20 protein-coding genes are annotated in these 21,035 nt (G+C 70.7%); 8 read left to right on the top strand and 12 right to left on the bottom strand.

The features are described 5' to 3' along the window. Nucleotides 1-7: 7 nt before the first annotated feature. A complete protein-coding gene (locus J4H86_RS15340; protein WP_236544041.1) occupies nucleotides 8-301 on the top strand; it encodes a helix-turn-helix transcriptional regulator in 294 nt (97 codons plus the stop codon). Between the two features lie 307 nt (nucleotides 302-608). Here the strand turns inward: J4H86_RS15340 and J4H86_RS15335 are convergent, their stop codons facing one another. From J4H86_RS15335 to J4H86_RS15310, 6 genes are all read right to left on the bottom strand, one after another. Next, nucleotides 609-842, bottom strand: a complete 234-nt coding sequence (locus tag J4H86_RS15335; RefSeq protein WP_236538320.1) for a hypothetical protein — start codon at nucleotides 840-842, stop codon at nucleotides 609-611. A 101-nt stretch (nucleotides 843-943) separates the two neighbouring features. Continuing rightward, nucleotides 944-1,894 (bottom strand): helix-turn-helix transcriptional regulator, encoded by a 951-nt coding sequence (locus tag J4H86_RS15330; RefSeq protein ID WP_236538318.1) that lies wholly within the window; start codon nucleotides 1,892-1,894, stop codon nucleotides 944-946. 65 nt (nucleotides 1,895-1,959) lie between these two features. Continuing rightward, the gene (locus J4H86_RS15325; protein WP_236538317.1) at nucleotides 1,960-2,535 is read right to left on the bottom strand and encodes a TetR/AcrR family transcriptional regulator; all 576 of its coding nucleotides are present in this window, start codon (nucleotides 2,533-2,535) and stop codon (nucleotides 1,960-1,962) included. A 42-nt stretch (nucleotides 2,536-2,577) separates the two neighbouring features. Further along, a complete protein-coding gene (locus tag J4H86_RS15320; RefSeq protein WP_236538316.1) occupies nucleotides 2,578-4,041 on the bottom strand; it encodes an FAD-dependent monooxygenase in 1,464 nt (487 codons plus the stop codon). Between the two features lie 207 nt (nucleotides 4,042-4,248). Next, entirely contained in the window at nucleotides 4,249-4,920 is a 672-nt protein-coding gene (locus J4H86_RS15315; RefSeq protein WP_236538315.1) for a response regulator, read from the bottom strand. Further along, the gene (locus J4H86_RS15310) at nucleotides 4,917-6,086 is read right to left on the bottom strand and encodes a sensor histidine kinase (RefSeq protein WP_236538313.1); all 1,170 of its coding nucleotides are present in this window, start codon (nucleotides 6,084-6,086) and stop codon (nucleotides 4,917-4,919) included. The genes J4H86_RS15315 and J4H86_RS15310 overlap by 4 nt, the downstream gene beginning before the upstream one ends. Nucleotides 6,087-6,304: 218 nt before the next feature. Between J4H86_RS15310 and J4H86_RS15305 the strand changes: the two genes are divergently transcribed. Next, nucleotides 6,305-6,928 (top strand): hypothetical protein, encoded by a 624-nt coding sequence (locus J4H86_RS15305; protein ID WP_236538312.1) that lies wholly within the window; start codon nucleotides 6,305-6,307, stop codon nucleotides 6,926-6,928. A gap of 111 nt (nucleotides 6,929-7,039) precedes the next feature. Continuing rightward, complete coding sequence (locus J4H86_RS15300) at nucleotides 7,040-7,903, top strand: class I SAM-dependent methyltransferase (RefSeq protein WP_236538309.1); 864 nt, start codon at nucleotides 7,040-7,042, stop codon at nucleotides 7,901-7,903. Nucleotides 7,904-8,155: 252 nt separating this feature from the next. Here J4H86_RS15300 and J4H86_RS15295 read toward each other — a convergent pair whose 3' ends face one another. Next, on the bottom strand, nucleotides 8,156-8,908 hold the full coding sequence (locus J4H86_RS15295) for an N-acetyltransferase (protein WP_236538307.1): 753 nt from the start codon (nucleotides 8,906-8,908) through the stop codon (nucleotides 8,156-8,158). Nucleotides 8,909-9,118: 210 nt separating this feature from the next. Here J4H86_RS15295 and J4H86_RS15290 point away from each other — a divergent pair, with 210 nt between their 5' ends. After that, nucleotides 9,119-10,369, top strand: a complete 1,251-nt coding sequence (locus J4H86_RS15290) for an NAD(P)/FAD-dependent oxidoreductase (protein WP_236538305.1) — start codon at nucleotides 9,119-9,121, stop codon at nucleotides 10,367-10,369. Nucleotides 10,370-10,432: 63 nt separating this feature from the next. Here the strand turns inward: J4H86_RS15290 and J4H86_RS15285 are convergent, their stop codons facing one another. The 3 genes from J4H86_RS15285 to J4H86_RS15275 all read right to left on the bottom strand — a co-directional run bounded on the left by J4H86_RS15285 (nucleotide 10,433) and on the right by J4H86_RS15275 (nucleotide 14,046). Continuing rightward, nucleotides 10,433-12,397, bottom strand: coding sequence for a hypothetical protein (locus J4H86_RS15285; RefSeq protein ID WP_236538303.1), 1,965 nt, complete (start codon nucleotides 12,395-12,397; stop codon nucleotides 10,433-10,435). Further along, a complete protein-coding gene (locus J4H86_RS15280) occupies nucleotides 12,397-13,158 on the bottom strand; it encodes an ABC transporter ATP-binding protein (RefSeq protein WP_236538301.1) in 762 nt (253 codons plus the stop codon). Before J4H86_RS15280 ends, J4H86_RS15285 begins: the two co-directional genes overlap by 1 nt. A 252-nt stretch (nucleotides 13,159-13,410) precedes the next feature. Further along, nucleotides 13,411-14,046, bottom strand: coding sequence for a DsbA family oxidoreductase (locus J4H86_RS15275; RefSeq protein ID WP_269134470.1), 636 nt, complete (start codon nucleotides 14,044-14,046; stop codon nucleotides 13,411-13,413). Between the two features lie 158 nt (nucleotides 14,047-14,204). Here J4H86_RS15275 and J4H86_RS27655 point away from each other — a divergent pair, with 158 nt between their 5' ends. After that, complete coding sequence (locus tag J4H86_RS27655) at nucleotides 14,205-14,708, top strand: VOC family protein (RefSeq protein ID WP_394356377.1); 504 nt, start codon at nucleotides 14,205-14,207, stop codon at nucleotides 14,706-14,708. 96 nt (nucleotides 14,709-14,804) lie between these two features. After that, nucleotides 14,805-15,773, top strand: a complete 969-nt coding sequence (locus J4H86_RS15265) for a serine hydrolase domain-containing protein (protein ID WP_236544040.1) — start codon at nucleotides 14,805-14,807, stop codon at nucleotides 15,771-15,773. A 681-nt stretch (nucleotides 15,774-16,454) separates the two neighbouring features. Here J4H86_RS15265 and J4H86_RS15260 read toward each other — a convergent pair. Further along, the gene (locus J4H86_RS15260) at nucleotides 16,455-17,873 is read right to left on the bottom strand and encodes a S8 family serine peptidase (RefSeq protein ID WP_236538298.1); all 1,419 of its coding nucleotides are present in this window, start codon (nucleotides 17,871-17,873) and stop codon (nucleotides 16,455-16,457) included. Nucleotides 17,874-18,166: 293 nt separating this feature from the next. Between J4H86_RS15260 and J4H86_RS15255 the strand changes: the two genes are divergently transcribed. Then, complete coding sequence (locus tag J4H86_RS15255; RefSeq protein ID WP_236538297.1) at nucleotides 18,167-18,487, top strand: DUF3263 domain-containing protein; 321 nt, start codon at nucleotides 18,167-18,169, stop codon at nucleotides 18,485-18,487. A gap of 3 nt (nucleotides 18,488-18,490) precedes the next feature. Beyond that, nucleotides 18,491-19,354 carry a trehalose-phosphatase gene (gene otsB / locus J4H86_RS15250; RefSeq protein WP_236538295.1) on the top strand — a complete coding sequence of 288 codons (864 nt, stop codon included), beginning with the start codon at nucleotides 18,491-18,493 and terminating at the stop codon, nucleotides 19,352-19,354. A gap of 205 nt (nucleotides 19,355-19,559) precedes the next feature. Here otsB and J4H86_RS15245 read toward each other — a convergent pair whose 3' ends face one another. Beyond that, nucleotides 19,560-20,804 (bottom strand): transcriptional regulator, encoded by a 1,245-nt coding sequence (locus J4H86_RS15245; protein ID WP_236544039.1) that lies wholly within the window; start codon nucleotides 20,802-20,804, stop codon nucleotides 19,560-19,562. Between the last annotated feature and the right edge of the window lie 231 nt (nucleotides 20,805-21,035).

Below are 21,035 nucleotides of genomic sequence, written 5' to 3'. Positions count from 1 at the left end.
GCAGGGACTGGAGAAGGGGAGACCGATCAGCGCCGAGCGTGTCTACAACCGGATCAGCGTCCTGCGCGCGGAACGTGGAGTCTCACGGCGGCAGCTCGCTGAGGCCCTTGGTGTGCACTACCAAACGGTGGGCTATCTCGAACGCGGGGAGTACAGTCCCAGCCTGCACCTCGCGTTACGGCTGGCACAGTACTTCGAGGTCCCGGTCGAGGTGGTGTTCTCCACGGAGCCGTTCCCCCGGATCGGGAGCCAGCAGGTCGGACAGGGGGCGGGCGACGGTTCCACCAGCACTCGGGCGTGACGTGCACTGTTCGCCCTCCGTGCACTGTCCGGAACTGGCCTACTGTCGACAGAGCATTGACGGCCTGGCTCACATTGCTCGATTCTGAGTGAGACAGTCAGTCGGGAGAGCAGTAGAAATGCCCGCTGGCGCGTGGTTTCTGGCACTCTGACGCCATAGCACCAGGGGCCCGGCCCCGATGTCACCGGTCCCCGCGGGTGTCCGTCCCACCCGCGGGACACCGTCCGTGAGCCACCCCTCCTGTCACGGACGGTGACAGTGCCCCGCGAGAAGATCCACTTCCGCGGGGCACTGGCCGCGTCGGGCGTCACCGCCGTTCGTAGCGAATCCGTTCGGCGACCCAGTACGAGTTGACCGCCGTCAACACCATGCCGAATCCGAAGATGACCGCGACCGGTGCCGAGTGCCACCAGAAAACCGCCATCGCGGTCGCCGCGGTACACACCGCGAACCCGAACAACGCGAGGATCAGCCGCAGGCCCAGCGCACTCGCCGGCCGGGCGTGACTCCCCAACGGTCCCTTGGTCCGTCCGCTGAACATGGCGCACCTCCTTCGGCCCCTGAGAGACCCCTACCCGGATCCTCGGACGCTCAGCGGCGGCAGACCGCACGCCCCTGCCGTCATGGATGGTAGGCGCTTACTCAGGAGTTCGCGGCGCGTTGGTAGCGGGCGGCGAGGTGTCCCAGCCTCTCCCGGAGTTCTGGGGGGTCGAGGACGGTGAAGTCCACGTCGGCGAGGCCGGACCAGACGGCGAGCATGGTGAGGGAGTCGCTGGCGATGCGTACTTCGCAGGTGTCATCGTCGATCGGTGTGACCAGGCCGAAGTCCATGCCCGCGAACGTTTCGGCTGGGGCGTGCATGAGGAGCCGAGCCTCGATGGGCCACATCTCCAGGCCCATGCGGCGGTTCAGGTAGGTGGCGACGTCGCCGTCGGGGGGATCGCGTGGCTCGAACCGGGGACCTGTCGGGGGGCGCGGGGTGAGTCGGTCCACGCGGAAGGTGCGCCAGTCGTCGCGGTCGACGTCCCAGGCGACCAGGTACCAGCGGCGTCCGACGGAGACCAGACGGTGGGGCTCCACCACACGTCGGGCCTCGGTGCCGTCGAGGCGCACGTAGTCGAAGCGGAGGCGTTCGTTCGCCCGACACGCGCCGGCGATGAGGGCGATGGTCTCGTGGTCGACCGTGGGGCCTTCGCGGTGGATGGTGGCGGTGGCGAGAGTGAGGGCCTCGACGCGTTGCCGCAGGCGCGGGGGAAGCACCTGGTGCAGTTTGGTCAGCGCCCGGACCGACGACTCCTCGATGCCCGCGACGGAACCCTGCGCGGCGGTGCGTAGCCCCACCGCGACCGCCAGCGCCTCCTCCTCGTCCAGCAGCAGCGGAGGCATGCGCCCGCCCGGACCCAGGCGGTACCCGCCCGCCACCCCGGACGTGGACTCGATCGGGTACCCCAACTCCCGGAGTCGGTCCACGTCACGACGGATGGTCCGCGTGGTGACGTCCATCCGTTCAGCCAGCTGCTCACCGGTCCACTCTGGTGCTGTCTGCAGGAGGGACAGGAGGCTGAGCAGTCGCCCCGCGGTTGTTTCGGGCATGGAAACCAGTCTGCCAGCGATCGCGGACAGGGCGTGTCCTCGACGCGGAACCGGAGGGTTCCCGGTCAGGAGTCGAGGAGCTGTCCGGTGAGGGTCCGCTGGACCATGGCGCGGACCAGGGGGAGAGGATCGTCGGAGGCGTGCACGGTGATGGTGGTGAACAGGATCCCCGTGATCGTGGTGTCCAGGAGTTGTGCGTCCTTGAGGGACACTTCGACACCAGCGGACCGACACCGGCCGCGGATCAGGTCCACCCGGGCGGAAAGGGCGCTCGACACCGCGGCGCGTACGACCGGCGAGCGGTTGCCCTCGAGGTGAAGCTCCATCAGGGCCAGCGCCATGGACCGGTTCCCGTCAAGCATCCCCATGATCGTCGCGACCAGTGAGTCCGTCAGGGTCACCGGGTCCGTTGGGGCGGGGTCCAAGCCGTCGATTCGCTGCCGCAGCCGGTCCGTCAGGCGTTCGGCCACCGCCTCCAGGAGCGCCGCCCGGGAGCGAAAGTAGCGCGAGGTGGTCCCGTTGGGGGCGTCGGCCCTGTCGTCGACGGCACGGTGGGTGAGCCCGTGTGAGCCGTCCCGCGCGAGCACGTCGATGGCGGCGTCCGCGAGGGCGTCGCGGCGCGCCCGATTGGGTGGCGGCACCGAACCTCCAACCTCAGTGTTCCGCGGCTGTTCCCCGCCACTCTAGGCCGACCCGCACCACGTCCTGATCGCCTGGTCACACGCGGCCGTGGAGTCACCCGCCCAGGCCACGTAGCCGTCAGGGCGAACGAGGACGTGTGTCGCCGCCATCGGGTTCAGTGGACGCACCTGGCGTACGCGGCCGTTCCACGGCGGGGCCGCCGCGGACACGGATTCGTCGGTGGCCTCGAGCCGGGGGCCGTCGGTGGGCGGTGCGTTGGACAGCAGAACGAACGTCGCGTCCCTCAGCACCTCGTAGAGCCGTCCGTGGTCGGTCGGGCCGTCGGGTGCGCGGCGGCCCACGAGGGGATGGGGAGCGGAGTCGCCGGGCACCACCGAGGGATAGGAGAGGGCCAGTCCGCTGATGCGCCCCAGGATGGCGTCCCGGCCGTGGGGCGTGGCCAGCAGCGCCGTCATCAGATGGCGGTGCGCTGCCAGCCGCAGCCGGGAGCCGGTGAGGACGATGGAGGTGAGTCGGTCGGTCATCGCGAGTACCTCGGTTCCGACCGGGTGGCGTTCGGCGTGGTAGGAGCCGAGAAGCCACGGCGGTGCCCACCCCTGGACCGCGGCCGACAACTTCCATCCGAGGTTGACGGAGTCCTGGATTCCGGTGTTCATGCCCTGGCCTCCGATGGGGGAGTTGACGTGCGCGGCGTCGCCGACAAGGAACGTCCTCCCCACTCGGTAGTGCTGTGCCTGGCGGCGTTCGGCGGTGAACCGGGTGATCCACCGGGCTTCACCCATCCCGTGATCCGTTCCGGCGATCTCGAGGAACGCCGCGCGGATGTGGTCGGTCCGGGGATCGGTCCCTTGCGGGAGCGGGTCCAGCAGCCACGCGCCCACCCGATACCAGTCGTTCCCGAACGGCAGGGCGACGACCACGCCCGCTCGGCCCACCTTGCTCAGGGACGGCCTGGCCCCGGGAGCGAGCTGGACGTCCGCCAGGAGCATGGGGAGCTCGTAGGTATCACCGGTGAACCCCGCGCCGACCCGTTCCCGGATGGTGCTGTGCGCCCCGTCCGCGCCGATCACGTAGGAGGCGGTGTGCGTCGTGCCGTCAGTGAGGCGCAGACGCACCTCGTCGTCGTCCTGGTCGACGTCGGCGACCTCCGCGCCGCGGAGGATCTCGACACCGAACTCCGCCACGCGTTCGGTGAGGAGTTCTTCGGTGCCGCTCTGCGGTACGACCAAGAGCATGGGGTAGCGGGTGTCCAACTGTCCGAACTCCACCTGGGACGCGTAGGCGGGGGCGACGCGTCGCAGCGGGTTGCCGCGTGCGACGAGGCCGTCCCCGAGCCGGCGGGCGTCCAGTAGCTCCAGCGCCCGGGCGTGGAGCGCGAACGCCCGGGTGACGTTGGACTCCTCGCGGCGCCGTTCCAGGATCCGGCAGGAGACGCCGGCCAGGGCCAGTTCGTGGGCGGCCATCAGGCCGCTGGGTCCCCCGCCCACGATGAGTACGTCGTACATGGTGTCGCCCTTCCCGCTCCGGACATTCGTTCGCTATTTATGTAGCGCTACATTTGTAGCGTATAGCGCTGCGAGGTGGGTGGACAAGGTGGTGGGTGTGATTGACCCCGCGATGGCAGGGCGGGGTGCACCCCCCCACACGATCCATGTGCGTGAATCCTGGTGGGGGGTGGAGAAATCCTGATGGGGGGACGGGGACGGGCGGGGTCAGGCGAAGCCGTCGCGGCGGATGGTGACGAGGCCGGACTCGTAGGCGAGGACGACGAGCTGGGCCCGGTCGCGTACGCCGGTTTTGATCATCGCGCGGCTGACGTGCGTCTTGGCCGTCGCGGGACTGATCACCATCTGCCGCGCGATCTCGTCGTTGGACAGGCCCCGAGCCACCAGTGCCACGACCTCCTGCTCCCGGTTGGTGAGCTCGTCCACCCGTGCGAGGGACGCTGAGAGTGGTGGCCGTGCGACGTACTCCTGAATGAGGCGTCGCGTGATGGCCGGCGCGAGCAGGGCCTCACCGCGTGCCGCGACCCGCACACCGTGCAGGAGCTCCGGAGGGTCGATGTCCTTGACGAGGAACCCGGCGGCTCCGGCCCGCAGGGCGTTGAACACGTACTCGTCGACGCCGTAGTTAGTCAGGATCACCACGTGACACCCATCGAGGGCGGGATCCGCGGCGATTCTCCGGGTCGCCTCGATGCCGTCCATGACGGGCATCTGCACGTCGGCCAGCACCACGTCCGGCAGGTGTTCCCGGGCCAGGGTAAGGCCCTGCTCTCCGTCGGGCGCCTCGCCGACGACGGCGATGTCGTCCTCGGCGTCCAGCAGCGCTCGGAATCCGCCGCGGATCAGTGGCTGGTCGTCGACCAGGAGCACCCGGATCACGTCGGGGCCTCCACGGGCGCCTCCCGGGGGAGCTCTGCCTCCACCCGGAAACCGCCCTCGGGTCCGGGCTCCGCGCGCACCCAACCACCAAGGGCGGAGGCGCGCTCCCGCATACCTCGGAGGCCGGTTCCCGGCGTGGGCGGCTGGGCGCCGAGCCAGGGGCCGTCGTTCTCCACGGCGACACGGACCACGTCGGTTTCGTAGGACACCTCGACGCGGACAGTGGTGGGGTTCGCGTGGCGTGTCACGTTGGTCAGCGCCTCCTGCACGATCCTGTACGCGGCACGGTCGGTGTCGGCCGAGACGGCGTCGGCGCCGCCGCGAACGGTGACGGTGGCGGGGACTCCCGCACCGCGGGAACGTTCCACCAGCGCCTCCAACTGTCCCAACCCCGGCCGGTCGTCCGGGTCGTCCGCCGGCCGTCGCAGCACCTCGAGGGTGGCGCGGAGCTCGCGGGTCGCGTCCCCGCTGGCCTCCTGGATGGCGACTAGTGCCTCGGGCACCTCCTCGCCGCGCTTGCGGGTCAGGTGGGCAGCCACCCCCGCCTGGACCTTGATGATCGAGATGGCGTGGGTCAGAGAGTCGTGGAGTTCGCGGGCGATCCGGAGACGCTCCTCTCCGGCGCGGCGTAGTGCGGCCTCCTCCTGGGTTCGGCGGGCCTCGGCGGCACGCCCCTCCACCTCGCGCACATAGGCGGTGTGCTGGCGGGTGGCCTCGCCGAGGATCCCCGCGGCCACGAACCAGCCGACCGAGAGCATGAGTTCCTGTAGACCGTCTCCGCTCGGCCCGCTGGCCTGGCTCACCTCCGCGAGAGCCGCGGCGCCGATGGTGGGCAGCACGGCTGCGGCCGCGAAGCCCCGGTAGCCGTGGTTCACCGCAGTGAACAGGGCGACGAGGGCGGGCAGCGCCACATGCGGGCCGACCTCCGGCTGGACCGCCGAGTTGACCAGCAGTGACAGCAGGGCCCCCACCAGGACGGCGCGAGGCGTCCGGTTCCGGAACAGGAGCAACGCCGGTCCACTGAGCAGGAGCGGATAGTCATGGACCGCCAGTCCGCCGGCGTCGATCGAACCCAAAGCCCCGCTCACCAGAACGAGGACGGCCGACACGCCGACGATCGCCAGTTCGCGGGCGGGGCCGGGCCCCGGCATCCATCGAAGCTGCATTCCTCAAACCTAGGCGCTTTCCGTCCGAACGCGCGTCCTACCCCGGGCGACGACGCCGACTACTCCCCCGGGCGTAGCCGTCGCCCCGCGTCCGTCACTGTCCGCACGGGGCGAAGCCGCCCTAGGTCGGATGCCCCTGGGGAGTATGTGGGGAACGCTGTGGAGCAGGGGCCACGAACCGACGGTGGCACGATTCCTCGCCGCGAAGGACGTGATGGGTGATGTTGCTGATCGAGCTGTACCTGCCCTCGGGAGTTCTCGGCGCCCCACAGCGCGAGCGGCTCGCCCGCCGCCTCATCGCGTTCATGGACGAGGACGAGCACTCCCCCACGGTGCTGGAGGACTCGCGGGCCCTCACCCAGGTCCTCCTGCTCGAACCCCAGACGTGGGTCGCCGGCGACCGGACCGTGAGCGGCCACGACAACGCGCGCTACGTCGCCCGGGTCAGTGTGCCGGCGCCGTGGGTCAAGCCGGTGCGGGAGGAGATGGTCCAGCGCTTCACCCGGATCATCCGGGAGGCGGCACGGGAGGCCGACGCCGACGCGGACCCCCGGATCTGGGTGGAGATTCGCGGCGTCCGGGACGGTAGCTGGGGGATGGACGGACAGACGTTGTCGACGCCGGAGATCGAGCGACTCGTCACCCAGCGCCGGCGGGAGGAGGTCCGGGGCCGGGTCCCGGTTCCCGGGCCTCGCCCGGCGACCGTCCACGACCCGATCTGCGACATGGTCGTGGAGCTCGACGACGCGGCGATCACCCTGGTGCACGCTGGCGAGACCTACGGCTACTGCACGAAGGCGTGCCGCGCGCGGCACGCCGAGGAGCTCGGAGCGGCGATCTGACGCGTCGGCGCTCGAACCGGAGACCGGAGGCGGGGGAGCCGGTCTCCCCACGCCGGTGGCCTCGAGGAGCGCCCGCCGGTCAGCGGGACACGACACGGAGGAGAAGCACGCATGTCGCGGGAGATCGTCAACACACACCAGTACCAGGCCTGGAACGGCTACGAGGGCCAGCACTGGGCCAACAACAACGACCGCTACGACGCCATGGTCGGAGGCATGAATCGTGCACTGTTCGGCGCGGCCGACATCCGTTCGGCGGACCACGTGCTGGACATCGGCTGCGGAGCGGGGCTCACGACCCGTCGTGCCGCGACGTTGGCACCTGAGGGGCACGCGCACGGTGTCGACCTGTCGGCACCGATGCTGGTCCGCGCGCGGGAGGTGGCCGAGGAGAAACTGATCGCCAATGTGTCCTTCGAGCAGGGGGACGCCCAGGTCCACCCCTTTCCTCTGGCGTCCTACGACGTGGTCATCAGCCGGGGCGGCGTGTGGTACTTCAGCGACTCGGTCGCCGCGTTCACCAACATCGCCTCCGCGCTGCGGGCGGGAGGACGGCTCGCCATCATGACCCCCTCCACCGAGGAGCCTGAGACCGGGGGATTCCCGGACCTTCTCCGGATCATGCGGGAGTTCGTTCCGGACACACCAACGCTGGCCGTCGAGGAGGACACGACCGGGACCGACACGCTCTCCACACCCGAAGGCGTATCCAACGTTCTGACGGCGGCCGGGTTCGTCGACGTTCGGTCGGAGTCGGCACCCGTCACCCAGTTCCTGGGTCGGGACGCCGAGGAGGCGGCCACGTTCATGTTCGAGATGGGGCCCATCCGCCACTGGTTCGGCGACGTGGACGAAGAGGCCGAAGGGGCAGCGCGCGCGGCCGTGGTGCGTGCGTTGGAGGAACACGTCGACGTTCGCCGGGGCGTGCGGCAGCCGACGCCCAGCCTGGTCACCACAGCGCGGAAGCCCGGGTAGCGGGCCGCTTGTCCCTGTGCCCTCGGCGGGCCGGTCAGGGGGAAGGCGTGGTTTCGTGCCACGACAGAGCCCGCGCGCAGTCGCGGCGCTCCGACGCCACAGGTGCGCGGCTCGCCGGGGTGGGTGGGGTCGGCCTCGTGGTTCCGGACGAGGGTTTCCGTCGTCGCTGGGCGGGTGTCCCGCGTCGATCCGCCCCCTGGGGGGCCTCCAGGGGGCGGAAGCCGTCCGTGAGGCCGTCGCGCGGTTCCCGAATCACATCCGGTGGCGTACCCACACCCCGGGCTCGACGTAGACCGCGTGGTCGTGGCGCGGGTCGCAGTGCACGGGAACCAGGCCCCGCGGCACCACCACGTCACCCGGCTCGTCGAACGGGAGCCCGGTCCACGCCCGCCACTCGGCGACCGATCCGGCGATCGTCATGGAGCGGGCGCACACACCGACGATCTCACCGCCGAGGCGAACATGGACCCGGAGCCACGGGTCGAGGGGGAGCCCGTCCTCCCGGGTTCGGTGGGCGTACTCCGTCATCGGCGCCTGGGGTTCGGCCGCCTTACCCGTGGGACGCACCGGTGCGACCAACTCGGTGTACCCCAGCGCCTTGGTGTTGGTCCGCATGGCGTTCAGCAGCTCCGCGGCGTGCCCGCCACCGCGACGTTCCGGGTGGATCGTGATCTCCAACGCGGAGACCACCGTCGGGGTACGGCCGGCGATCCGGTCCTGGAGCGCCCACTGGATCACCGCGTCCCAGCCGTGCTCCGGCAGGGAGCTCCGCTCCTCCGTGTCGGAGACGAACGGGACACTGAAGGCGCGGGCGACCGGGGTCCGTGGGTCGTCGGTGTCCCAGGCGACCTGCACGTGTTCCGGGAAGAGGTCCGCGGCGTGGGAGTAGTACGCCTCGCCCCACGGGTCCTCGATGATGAAGCGCGGCCACGTGTCGGGGAACCGACGTAGGACGTCGATCAGCGCTGGGTCGTCAGCCAGGGTCCGAACCACCAGTTCGCCCATGGGTCTTCCTCTCGCCGGGGAGCGGGGACCGTCCTCGAGACGGATCAGGAGTCCAGCACTCTACGGCGCCGCGTGTCGTGCGGAACAGTCGCGGGATACGAAGTCGGCGTGGGGCGGGAGAAGTGTCCCTCTATGTGGCGGGGGAATGCTTCTGTCCGGTGTGCGGTGCGTCGCCGCGTACGTGTGGGTGCTTTCTCGAGGAGGGATCGTATGTCGGACGGTCGCCGTTCGCCCCAGCGGGTCATTGTGGTGGGAGCGGGAATGGTGGGGCTCTCGACCGCGTGGTTCCTGCTCCGTCGAGGGGTCGACGTGGTCGTGCTGGAACGCCGTGGGGTCGCCTCCGGCGCCTCCTGGGGCAACGCCGGATGGGTGTCCCCCGCGCACTCCGTCCCACTTCCCGATCCCTCGACCCTCCAGGCGGGTGTTACCGGGTTCATGTCCCCGAGCGCCCCGCTGTACGTCCCGGCGACCATCGACCTCCACCTGGTCCGGTTCCTCACCGGGTTCCTCCGCAACGCCACCACACGCAGGTGGCGTGCCGGACTCGCCGCCATGACCCCCCTCAATCTGCGCGCCTTCGCCGCGTTCGACGAGCTCACCGACGGCGGCGTCAGTGCGGAGACGGTTCCGGCGGCACCACTGGTCGCCGCTCCGAGCAGGTCCGGCCTGCGGGGGATGGTCGAGGAGATGCGGCACGTCCGCGAGGCGGGCCTCCCGGTCGAGTACGACCTGTTGGACGCGATCGAGGCACACGCGGCCGAGCCGGCCCTGTCGGACGAGATCGGCGCGGCGATGCGTCTGCGCGGTCAACGTCGGGTCAATCCGGGTGATTTCGTCGCGGGCCTGGCGAACGGGGTGCGGAAGCTCGGGGGGCACATCGCCGAGGACAGCCCCGTGTCCCGCCTGAGGGAGCGCCGGGGCCGGGTGGAGGCCCGAGTGCCGGGGGGAGTGGTTCGCGGCGACGTCGCCGTCATCGCCAACGGTGGCCTGTTGAACCGGCTGGCCGCGCCGTTCGGTGTGACCGTGCCGGTCCAGGCCGGGCGGGGGTACAGCTTCAGCGTGCGGACGGACCACATGCCAGCCGACCCGGTGATGTTCCCGGCGGCCCGGGTGGTCGCGGGTCCGATGGGGGACAGGATGAGGGTCGCCGGGATGATGGAGTTCCGCCGCACCGACGCGCCGCTGGACCCGGGCCGGGTCGCCAGCGTTCGCGACGCGGCCGCTCCGCAACTGCGCGGTGTGGACTGGTCGACCCAACAGGACGACTGGGTCGGTGCTCGTCCCTGCACCCCGGACGGTCTCCCCCTCGTCGGCCCGACCCTCTCCCCCAGGGTCTTCGTCGCCGGCGGCCACGGCATGTGGGGCATCACCCTCGGCCCCATCACCGGTCAACTCCTCGCCGAGACCATCGCCACCGGACGCCCACAACCCGAACTGGCGGCGGTGCATCCGTTGCGCTAGGCCCGGACCGGCTTCCGTTCTGCTGATCGACCGAAGCCGGATGGCGATCTGCCCGTGGGCTCGTCAGCGATTGGTGGCGTCGACGACTTCGTCCGGAACGTCGGATTCCGTCGCGCTCGCGGCGAGGGTGACGCCGTCGACCTCCGGCTGGGTTCGGACCGGGCGGAGGACGATCCGTCCCATCGCGACGATCATCAGGACGCCGAGGAGGAGCATGCCGACGGATCCAGGGATCTGGAGCGGCGCCGGAAGGTACAGCGGAAGGTGCCACGACGGGTTGTCCGTCCCGACGAGGACTCCGACCAGGGAGACGACGCCCTGGTACAGCGGCAGCCAGAACGTCAGGCCCAGGGCCGACAGGGCCGCCCCCCGAGCCGAGGACAGGGTCTCCAGGTTGTGCTGGGCCCGTGCGACCACCCCGAACGTGACCGTCCCACCGCCTTCCTCGCCCGGTTGGGACGCGTCCGGCTCGGGCGAGGCGCCCCACCGAAGGGTGCTCAGGAGTTCCGGCCCCCGACGCTGAAGGCGCCGGTGCGCGACGCGGCCCAGGCCCCAGGCCAAGAGTGTCCCGAACGCGACGCCGACCGCCGTCCCGGACCACATGAGCGTCGGGTTGTCCGTCAGGTACCCCAACGCGGTGACGGCCGTGGGCGGCGCGGCCACGAACAGCATGAGGGGGAACATGACGTTGAACTGGGCCACGACCGAGCCAGAGTCCAGCGGATTGCCGCCGTGCCGGTGCGGATCGGCGCCCGGCGCCGGCCAGGTCACGGCGAAGAGCACGGACAGGCCCGCGCCCCCACCGACGAGGGCGGGGGCGGCGGCGGCCACCCACGGCCAGGCCCAGGACTGCCCGGTCAACAGGATCCCGCCGACCGACACGGCCAGGGCGATCGGGACGAAGACGATCAGCCAGCCGAGTTGACGACCACGGACGTCGCCGCGTGCCGCGTCGGGAACCAACAGCGTCTGCCACAGGGCGCTGCCGTCCTGGGCGTAGGTGTTCAGGGACATCAGGGCGGCGAGGGCCAGCGTGATCAGGCCCGCCAACGGGATCATGAAGGTCAGCCCGACGGCGAGTCCCAGCACGCACACGAGCAGTCCGGTCCACAGGGCCGTGCGGAGCTCCAGTGCCCGCCGCGGATCCTGGGACCAGGAACGCAGCTCCCGCCCGACCACAGCACCGACCGGAGTGGACGGCATCAGCCGTTGCAGGTGCCAGCTCCGACGGCGAGCCCCGCGGGAGTCGCCGGTGGTCGGGCGCGTGACGCGCCGCTGGATGAGTGCCGACCAGGCCGCCAGGAGAAGTACGGAGAACACCGCGAGGCCCACGAGCGCCCCGAGGACCACCAGCCAGCGCCCCTCGCCCGCCGCGTTGACGGCGGCGACACCCCAACCGGAGGGCAGGAGCAGCGCGACCCGCGTCACTCCCGTGGGGAGGCCTTCGTTCCACATCGCGGAGGCGACGTCGGCGTGGTGCGAGGCCGCCTGGTACAGCATGTACACGGAGAAGCCGGTCGCGAGGATCGCCGCGCTCTGGATCGCGGTGATCTCGATACCGATCCGGGTGCGCAGCGCGGCGCCCCACAGTGCGGTCAGCACCTTGGAGGCGAGCACGATCACGAGGAGCTGCAGGGGGATCGCCACGACCGCGACCAGCACGGGCAGGGCCCCGTAGCGCAGCGCCAGCGTGAGCAGGGACAGCAGCGCGACCACGGTGACCGGCACCGTGACGCCCACGAACGACGCGCACAGCAGCCCGACGGCCACGGTGCGCCGAGGAAGGGGAAGCAGGGCGAAGTACTCGGGCTTGAGAGTCTCGTCGCCCCCGCCGACACCGGACGGGCCCACGAGCCACCCCACGGTCCACACACCGAGGATCGCGGCGACGAGACCGGCGACGGCGGGGGCGGGCGCGAGGACACCGACCCACACGGTGCCGAGGGCGAGGACGATGCCGAGCACCGCCCCCACGGTGCGGGATCCGCTCGACCCGTGTCGGAGGGCGGCGAGCTTCATCCGCACCATCACCCCAACCATGCGAATCCCGTCGTCGGTTCGGGGGCGCCGACGAGGTCGACGAAGGCCTGCTCGAGGGTGGGATGGTCGCCGCGTACCTCGTCGATGGTTCCCGACGCCAGCACCCGCCCGCGCGCGATGACACCGACGTGGTCACAGATCTGTTCCACGAGCGCCATGACGTGGCTGGAGATGACGACGGACCCACCGGAGTCGGTGAAGGAGCGGAGCAGCGACTTGATGACGCTCACCGAGATCGGGTCCACGGCCTCGAACGGTTCGTCGAGCACGAGGAGCCGGGGGTTGTGCAGGAGCGCGCCGGCGAGCCCGATCTTCTTCCGCATTCCCGCCGAGTACTCGATGATCATCGTGCCCTCGGCCTCGTCCAACCCGAGCCCGGCGAGGAGGTCCTCGACCCGCGTGTCCAGGTCGCGCCGGTCCAGCCCGCGGAGCTGCCCGAGGTAGGTGAGGAGCTCGCGTCCGGTGAGTCGCTCGGGCATGGCCATGCCGTCGGGCAGCACACCGATGCGCGCCTTCGCGGCCAGGGGATCACTCCACACGTCCGCCCCGAAGACCCGTGCACCGCCGCTGTCCGGCCGGAGCAGCCCCACGGCCATGGTCAGTGAGGTGGTCTTCCCGGCGCCGTTCGGCCCGACAAGCCCGTAGAAGGAGCCGGTGGGAACCGTCAGGTTGACGTTGTCCACAGCCTGGTGTTCGCCAAACCGTTTGCACAGGTCATAAAGCTGGAAGGCGGGTGGAGCCGTAGGCATGTATTCCTTCCAGCGACCGCCGGGAAAGACGGGTGTTTTGTGGAGAGAAGTCCTATTCTTCGGTGTGGAGCCTACCAGCGCACTCGTGCCCAGCCCCCGGGAGCGAGTTTCTTCGCCACGGCCTCCGCCTGGACCCACGAGCCCTCGGGCCGACGGGCACCTCCACCAGGCTGGTGGTGAAGTTCGCGGCGAACCGAAGCGAGTACCCGTTCTCGCCGGGCAGGTCCCCAGACGGCGGCATGGCTTGGCCCGTCACGCGGCGGTGGCACCCGTGACCAGGAACTCCGCGAGGGCGTCGACCGGGTGGTGGCCGCTCAGCACGCGTCCGCCGACGCGGAAGGTGGGGACGCCCCGGGCTCCGAGGGTTTGGGCTCTGCGGTGGTCCTCGACCACCTCGTCGGAGAACGCGTCGGAGGCGAGGAGGTGGTCGGCCTCCGCGGCGTCGAGCCCGGCGCGTGTGGCGAGCGCCCGTAGGGCATCGGGGTCCTCGAGGTTCTCGTTGTGTTCCAGGTGTGCGGCGAAGGCGAGGTCCCACATGCTGAGCGCGGGAACCCCACTCGCGACCGCCCACTTGATCAGTCGGTGGGCGTCCCGGGAGTCGATGGCGAGGGCGGAGTCCATACTGATCCGCAGCCCCAGGGCCCGGCCGGAGGACTGGATGTGGTCCCGGCGCTGATCCCACTCCCCAGGGGTCAGTCCCCACGACCGCACCGCCAGTTGGCGAATGGGGCGCCGGGACTCGGCGGGTCCGGTGGGCTCGAGCAGGAAGCTGCGATGGTGTACGTCGACGTCGACGCCGGAGCGCTCGACCGCCGCGACGAGCTGACGATGTCCCATCCAGCACCAGGGGCAACGGATATCGGACCAGACCTCAACCAGGACACTCACGCGTAACCTCCGGACGCGGGCGGGAAGAACCACGTCCACGGCATCACTTCAAGCGCGCTGGAGGTCAAGTCCTCGGCAGTGGGTCGTCCGCCCCACACCGTGATCCTGCGAACGGCTCGCCGTGGTTTGTGTGACCGGTCGGCGGGAATCTGTCGACAGTGCTTTCGTTGGGCTTGTGCGCTCTGCTGGTCGAGGACTACGACGAGGCCATCGCGTACTACACGGGTCGTCTCGGGTTTCACCTGGTCCAGGACACCGACCTTGGTGGGGGCAAGCGTTGGGTGGTGGTGGCGCCGTCGTCGCTCGACGGAGCGAGGATCCTGCTTGCCCGGGCTGTCGACGACGTTCAGCGGAGCAGGGTCGGTGGCCAGACGGGCGGCCGCGTGGGGTGGTTCCTCTACACGGACTCCTTCCCCCGAGAGCACGCGCGTCTGCGGGGGGGCGGGCGTCGTGTTCGAGGAGGACCCGCGCGTGGAGGACTACGGCACCGTCGCGGTGTTTCGGGACCTCTACGGGAACCGCTGGGATCTCATCGAGCCGGCCTGAGCGAGTGTCGGGGTACGAAGGAGTTGACGGTGACGGCCCCGGGCCTTGGGGGATCTGACCGAGGGCCGCCACGCTCCGAGCGCCGTACGGAGCCTACGCAGGATACGGCTTGTTAATTAAGTTTTCAACGTGAATCTGGGGGAGTCACTGTGGACGACGCGCCCGCACCGTGGTCAGGTAAGGCCGGACGGCTCCGTGACCTGCTAAGGGAGATGGTCGCGGCCGGTGACCTCCCCGGCGGTGTCGCCGTGGTCGGGGACGCCGCGAGTCACGCCTTCGCGGCCGCCGGTCTGGTTACTCCGGACCTCCCGCACACCGCACCCGACCCCCACGTCCGTTACGACGTCGCCAGCCTCACCAAGGTGATGGTGACATGGCCGCTCGTCGGTCGTGCGGTGGCCGCCGGGGCCCTGGACCTGGACGCTCCCGTGGGACGGTACCTGACCCGGTACGCCACCACTCCGGGAGCCGCGGTCACCACCCGCCAGATCCTCACCCACACCGCGCGACTGGATCCGGTCACCGGACTCCACCGGTACGTCGGCACGACGCACGACCTCGTGGAGACCATCCTGGCGGCGCCACTCCAGGAGCCGGGGCGTCGCTACATCGACCGTGGCTACATCCTCCTGGGCCTGCTGTTGGAACGGCTCCAGGGGCGCGGGCTGCGGGACCAGGCGCGGGACCTGTGGGACGAGTTCGGGATGCGGGAGACCACCTACGGACCCGTGGCCGCCGGCCCCGACACCGCCCCCACCGAGCGTCGCCTCGCCGGAGCCGGAGCCACCTGGGGCACCGTCCACGACGAGTCCACCGCCCTCATGGGAGGCGTCGCGGGGCACGCCGGCGTGTTCACCACGGCTCACGACCTGGCCCGGTACTGTCGCGCACTCCTCGGCACCTGGACGGACCCCGGCCGGCCGGGCGGGGTGGTGTCCCAGGCCTACGCTCAGCAAAGCCGAGAGGCGGCCCTGTGGCTCTCCCACGAGCACGCACAGTGCCTCGGCTGGCTCCTCACCGCGGATGGAGTCGTCCACCACGACGGCTTCACCGGCGCGTCCCTCGCCATCCACCCTGACCGTGGTCGCTTCGCCGGCGTTCTGACCAACTCCGTCCACTTCGGCCGAGAACGCCGCCGACTCCCGGACCTACGCCAAGCGGTCCGCGACGCCGTGCTGTAGCCCCGTCTCTCCGAGGGGCGCGGCCGACACACCGGCCTTCCAGGAAACGTGTCACGTAGCCGCCACGCGCGCGGACGGCGGGGCGAGCCCGAAACGCCGCGCTCCATGGAGGCCCCTCCGCGACGCCCTCTCGCGTCACTGAGGCTCCGCACCCCCGGGATTCGCACAGGAGCCGGCCCCACGCGTGCCAGGGCTTCCCCGGCAGCACACCTGTTCACGGCCACCGGGTCGCAGGTCCACGCCCGCCCGCGTGGGCCGCACACCACGCCGTCACATTCCCGCCGCCCCACGTGCCCATGCGCGCGATGGTCGGCGGCCCCTGTCCGCGTGTGTGACTTGTCGGGTGACGTGGTGTCCCGGCTTGGCGTGAAGCCTCTGATGCTCGGTGGACAACCCAGTCTGGACGCCCCTCGATCGATCGCCTGGCCCGGATGTGGACGAGCCGTGGCCGCACGCTGTCGTGGGAGGCCGGTGTGGTGGGTCAGTCGACGACGCTGAGCCGGAGTTCGCAGCGTTGGCGCCGAGGCGCGCGAGGTGCGTATCCCCCGAACGGATGCGCGTGGTCAACCGCCGTGTGGTGCCGGCCTCGGGGAAGCTGGTGGGCCCAGCGGCCGGGCGCCCAAAGGACGGGTGAGGGGCGGCGCGACAAGGGCCTCGGGTATCGGCGCCCCCCGACGCTGTCTAGCGGCGACGTCGACGGCCTCGGCGGGGTTGGGGGTCGGGCGGTTCGTCGACCGCGAAGGTCTCGCGGGGCGGGAGGTCGTAGGGGTTGGACCAACGACGACGGAGCACGATGAAGAGGAGCACTCCGGCGCCGATGACCAGTCCGGTGGCCGCGCCGGCGAGCCAGAGCAGGGAAACCTGGTCTTCCTCGGAGGAGACGAGGTCCTCGTCGAACGGCTCCGACTCATCCGCGATCTCCTCGGCCGTGGTCAACGCGTCCGCGACGTGCAGGAGACCGACGGGGTCGCTGTCGTCGTCCGCCTCGTCCTCGGCGGGAGCCTCCTCGGGGGGTGCCGCGTCCGCCTCGGCGTCGGGGGCCTGTTCGAGACCGTTCGCGGCTCCCTCGACGCCGCCCTCGACGCCCAGGCCGTCCAGCCCTTCGACGGGCGCCTCCTGCGTCTCCCCCGGGACGCCGCCCTCAGGCGGGGCCGGATCGGGGTCGGGTACGGCTTCGGGCGGAACCTGCTCGGCCTCCGGCGCGACCTCGGGGGCGCCGGAGATGGGGCTGGCGCTCGAGGTCATCGCCTCAGACACCTCGTCGGGGCGTAGATGCGGGAAGGCGGATCGGATCAGGGCGGCGGTGCCCGCGACGAACGCGGCGGCCGCTTCAGCTCCCTCGGCCTGGGCGTAGTCGCCGCCGGCCGACGTGGTGACGATGTCGGTGCCCGGGGCGGCGAGGTGTGCCCTACCCCAGTCCGGTGACACCGGGTTGAGGTCCTCGTCGACCGCTGTCGCGGCGAGCGCGCCGGGCACGGCCGAGCCCTCCGGGGCGACGACCACCACACCCCTGCTCTCGGCCGTCTCGACGGCGTCCACGATCGTCTCGTCGTCGGCGTCCAGGCCCACAGGGAGGAGCGCGACCTGGACACCCTCCTGGACGGCGTGCCGCAGCCCCTCGGCCACCACAGCGGCGTCGGCGTGCGCGTCCCCGTCCGGCTCGCCGGCGACCCGCACCGAGAGGACCGCCGCGTCCGGGGCGATGCCCATCGCACCACCGGAGTGTTCCTGACCGTGTCCGCTCGCCGCGATGATCCCGGCGAGCTTGGTGCCGCGGACACCGAAGGACTCAGCGCCGGGCTCGAGGTCCTCTCCGGTCAAGTCCGGGCCGGTGACCACGGAGCTGGGCGCCTCGGTGTCGGAGGCGTCGGGTGAGGAGCCCAGATCGGGGTGAGTGTCGTCGACACCGGTGTCGAGGAGAGCGACGGTGACGCCGGCCCCTGTACTCGTCTCCCACCCGTCGGCGGCGTTGACCGCGTCAACGCCCCACTGGTCGAGGGTGAGGTCTCCGTCCGCGACGGCGGGAGCCGCCACGGGGACCGAGACGGACGCCAGAAGGACGGATGTGGTCAGCAGCGCCCCGGTCCGACGAATCGGCACAGCGGTGTTCCCCCTTGTCGCGACAGGCGAGCCCAGTGGTGACGACCTGTTCTTGTCCAGCGCGTGTGGTGTGGCTGATGGAGGTGCGCCAACGCATGATGATCCAATTCTGTCACGTGTGTCCCGCCCGTCGCTTGGCGGCCCATTCCTCACCACGTTGGCGAGGGTACGTCCCCAGGCGGCGCGGGACAGTTATTTGTCACCTTTCTGTCAGGTCTGTGCGACGGGACCTTCACAGCACGCCGGGAGTCGTTAGCATGAGTCGTCCGTTCGCGGAAGAGGGAGGAACCCCTATGTCGATTGCCGATCCGTTCGACGGACGATCGTCCGGGAGGTCGGGTGACGGCGTCTCGGCCGATGAGTCCGGTCTCGGTGACGAGGAGCGACAGATCCTCGCGTTCGAGCAGCAGTGGTGGAAGTTCGAGGGCTCCAAGGAGCAGGCGATCCGGGACGAGTTCGGATTCTCCCCCACCCGCTACTACCAGCTGCTGAACGGGCTGATCGACCGACCCGAGGCTCTGGCCCACGACCCGCTCCTGGTGAAGCGGCTGCGCAAGCGGCGCGCGGGACGCCGCCGTCAGCGCACCGCCCGGCAGCTCGGAATTCAGCTCTAGTCCATGGAACAGTCCCACTCCAACCCTTCCGGCCGTGCGGAACGACTCCGTGCCCTCCGCTCCTTCACCGCTCCGGACCAGCGGCCCGTGCTCGCGGTGGACTACGACGGAACGCTGGCCCCCATCGTCGCGGATCCGGACCGCGCCTATCCCCAACCGGGCGTCGTGCGCCTGCTCGCGCGGATCGCGCCCCATCTCCGCGGAGTGGCGGTCATCTCCGGGCGTCCGGCCCGGACCGCCGTCCGACTCGGCGACCTCGACGCGATCCCCGGGCTCGTTGTCCTCGGCCACTACGGGCGGGAACGGTGGGAGAACGGTGCGATCTCCGCGCCCGACGTGCCCGAGGGCGTCGCGCGGGTCCGCGCCCAACTGCCCGAGGCGCTCTCGGAGGTGAACGCCCCCGAGGGGGTGACCGTGGAGGACAAGGGCACCTCGCTGTCGGTGCACACCCGGGGCGCAGCCGACCCCGCCGACGCGCTGCGCCGGGTCCGACCCACGCTGGAGCGACTGGCCGCGGACAACGGGCTGGTCGTGGAACCCGGGCGCTTCGTCGTCGAGCTGCGTCCCGGCGGGATGGACAAGGGGCGGGCGTTGCGTTCCTTCGTCGCGGAACGGGACGCGTCCGCGGTGCTCTTCGCCGGCGACGACCTCGGCGACCAGGCGGCGTTCGCTGTCGTGGAGGAGCTGCGCGGTGCGGGACTGCGCGGGATCACGGTGTGCAGTGGTTCCACCGAGGTGCCCGAACTGGCCGCCCGCGCCGACCTCGTGGTGGACGGGCCCGGTGGCCTGGCCGAACTCCTGGAGGAGCTGCTCACGGTGGTCGAGGCACCGGCGGACGTGGAGGACCCCGGGCCCGCGGCGTACTGACCCGAACCAGCCCGAGACGACGCCCGACCGGTGTCCCAGGGCCCCCGGGACACGAACGGCCGTCAGTCGACCGTCGGTCCGCCGTGACGAGGCGCGCGGACACGGGAGGGCTCCACGACGCCAAGGACCGCCACGATCGCGTGCCCGGTCCTCACTCCCTCCAACGACCCGCGACGCTCGGAAGGGTCGATGGTTCGTCAGAGGGTCAGCGGTTGGCCCGGTTGAGCTTCTCCACGATCAGACGGTAGAGCTGCCGCGGTCGTCCCGGCTGCAGGGTCCGGTTCGGCGGAAGGGGCCAGGCGAGCCCCTCCTCGACCAGGGTGCGCAGGAGGCGACGCGCGGTCCGTGGCGTCACGTCCAGCATGCGCCCCGCGGTCTCTGCGTCGACCACGAGCGACGAGCCCTCTTTGTTGATCTTCTCGGCGAGCCGCATCAGGGTTTCGCGGCCCTTCGACTTGAGGTGGTCCGGGGAGCGACGCACGGGGGCCCGCTGGGCGGGCACCAGCGACCGGCCCTCACGGTCCACCGCGAAGCTCTGTCGGGTGGCCTGGGCGCGACCCACGGCCGCGCGGGCGTGGGTCTCCGCGTCCTGCGTGGTGCGTCCCATGCCGATACCGACCTCGACCGCGACCCCCAGCTCGGAGCGGATCCGCTCCACGAACGGCGGGTGCCGGAAACCCTCCGTCGCGCCGACGAGGGAACCGCGGGTCGCCGTGACCATGAAGGTGTGGTCGTCCACCGGATGGGCGGTGGCGTTGATGCGGTGCGCCTCCTGCAGGAGCAGGCGGTGCAGGGCCAGCCGTAGTTCCTCCCGCCAGTAGCGGGGGGTGGACCGGCGGGCGGAGTCGCGCAGGGTGGGCACGTCCACGATGACGACCCCCAACTGCGCCTCCTCCAGACGCTGGTGCGCACCGAGCAGACTCGCGGTCTGCAGGGCGCTGCGCACGCCGGCGCTGGTCGGACGGAGCTGGATCACCGGGATCCCGATCGCCTCCAGCCGCTCGGCGACCCCGCGCACACAGGTGATGGCCATGCGCGTGGCCTTGCGCCGCCAGAGCCCCTCGTGGAAGGAGATGATGTTGGACGCGCTGCTGAGCTCCTCGTGTACGTGGAGTCCATTTACCGGAAGATCCACTTCGGAGTAAGCTTCCACCACATCACTGCGGTTCAGTACGTCCACACTCGCCGCCGCGGGATCGAAGCGGTCGTCCAGTGTCGCCCGGAGCAGGGCCTCGTGCAGGCTGGCGCCGCCGAGCGGGACGTAGGTGGCCGGCATGGTCAACACGCCGGCCTTACGCGCGTACTCGTAGGGCACCGGGCTGGCGAACAGGTAGGCGTCGGTCGAGTTCCCCAGACGGAGTACCTTGTCCGTCGCCTCCTGCTCATCCCGGTAGGCCGCGGCAATAAGCCTCGCGTTCAGAGGTCCGGTCGACCCTGGGCCCATGAGCATGATTCGCTCGACGACCTCGTGCGGGCCGATGACACCGATGGTCAAGTCACCAGTTCGCTGCGCACTCACGTCGGGTAGCTCCCCGCTCCAAATCCACGCTCGTCATCTTGTGCGCCCACTGGCACCGACCCAATTCGTCACAACCTGACTGCGGAGATGGTACCCACAATTGGCCTGGCGCGAGGCTTGTTCGCCCGATAACGCACGACCAAATCCGTGGTGAGTCCGGCT

This window comes from Spiractinospora alimapuensis, from assembly GCF_018437505.1.
In the GTDB taxonomy this organism is placed as follows: domain Bacteria; phylum Actinomycetota; class Actinomycetes; order Streptosporangiales; family Streptosporangiaceae; genus Spiractinospora; species Spiractinospora alimapuensis.
This window is presented reverse-complemented; position numbering and strand designations above follow the sequence as displayed.

Coding starts and splice junctions, on each gene's coding strand:
- J4H86_RS15310 (WP_236538313.1), bottom strand. CDS start 6,086: ATGCAGCTTCGATGGATGCCGGGGCCCGGCCCCGCCCGCGAACTGGCG.
- J4H86_RS15295 (WP_236538307.1), bottom strand. CDS start 8,908: ATGGGCGAACTGGTGGTTCGGACCCTGGCTGACGACCCAGCGCTGATC.
- otsB (WP_236538295.1), top strand. CDS start 18,491: ATGGAACAGTCCCACTCCAACCCTTCCGGCCGTGCGGAACGACTCCGT.
- J4H86_RS15335 (WP_236538320.1), bottom strand. CDS start 842: ATGTTCAGCGGACGGACCAAGGGACCGTTGGGGAGTCACGCCCGGCCG.
- J4H86_RS15255 (WP_236538297.1), top strand. CDS start 18,167: ATGTCGATTGCCGATCCGTTCGACGGACGATCGTCCGGGAGGTCGGGT.
- J4H86_RS15280 (WP_236538301.1), bottom strand. CDS start 13,158: ATGCCTACGGCTCCACCCGCCTTCCAGCTTTATGACCTGTGCAAACGG.
- J4H86_RS15330 (WP_236538318.1), bottom strand. CDS start 1,894: ATGCCCGAAACAACCGCGGGGCGACTGCTCAGCCTCCTGTCCCTCCTG.
- J4H86_RS15265 (WP_236544040.1), top strand. CDS start 14,805: ATGGTCGCGGCCGGTGACCTCCCCGGCGGTGTCGCCGTGGTCGGGGAC.
- J4H86_RS15290 (WP_236538305.1), top strand. CDS start 9,119: ATGTCGGACGGTCGCCGTTCGCCCCAGCGGGTCATTGTGGTGGGAGCG.
- J4H86_RS15245 (WP_236544039.1), bottom strand. CDS start 20,804: ATGCTCATGGGCCCAGGGTCGACCGGACCTCTGAACGCGAGGCTTATT.
- J4H86_RS15320 (WP_236538316.1), bottom strand. CDS start 4,041: ATGTACGACGTACTCATCGTGGGCGGGGGACCCAGCGGCCTGATGGCC.
- J4H86_RS15300 (WP_236538309.1), top strand. CDS start 7,040: ATGTCGCGGGAGATCGTCAACACACACCAGTACCAGGCCTGGAACGGC.
- J4H86_RS15285 (WP_236538303.1), bottom strand. CDS start 12,397: ATGGTGCGGATGAAGCTCGCCGCCCTCCGACACGGGTCGAGCGGATCC.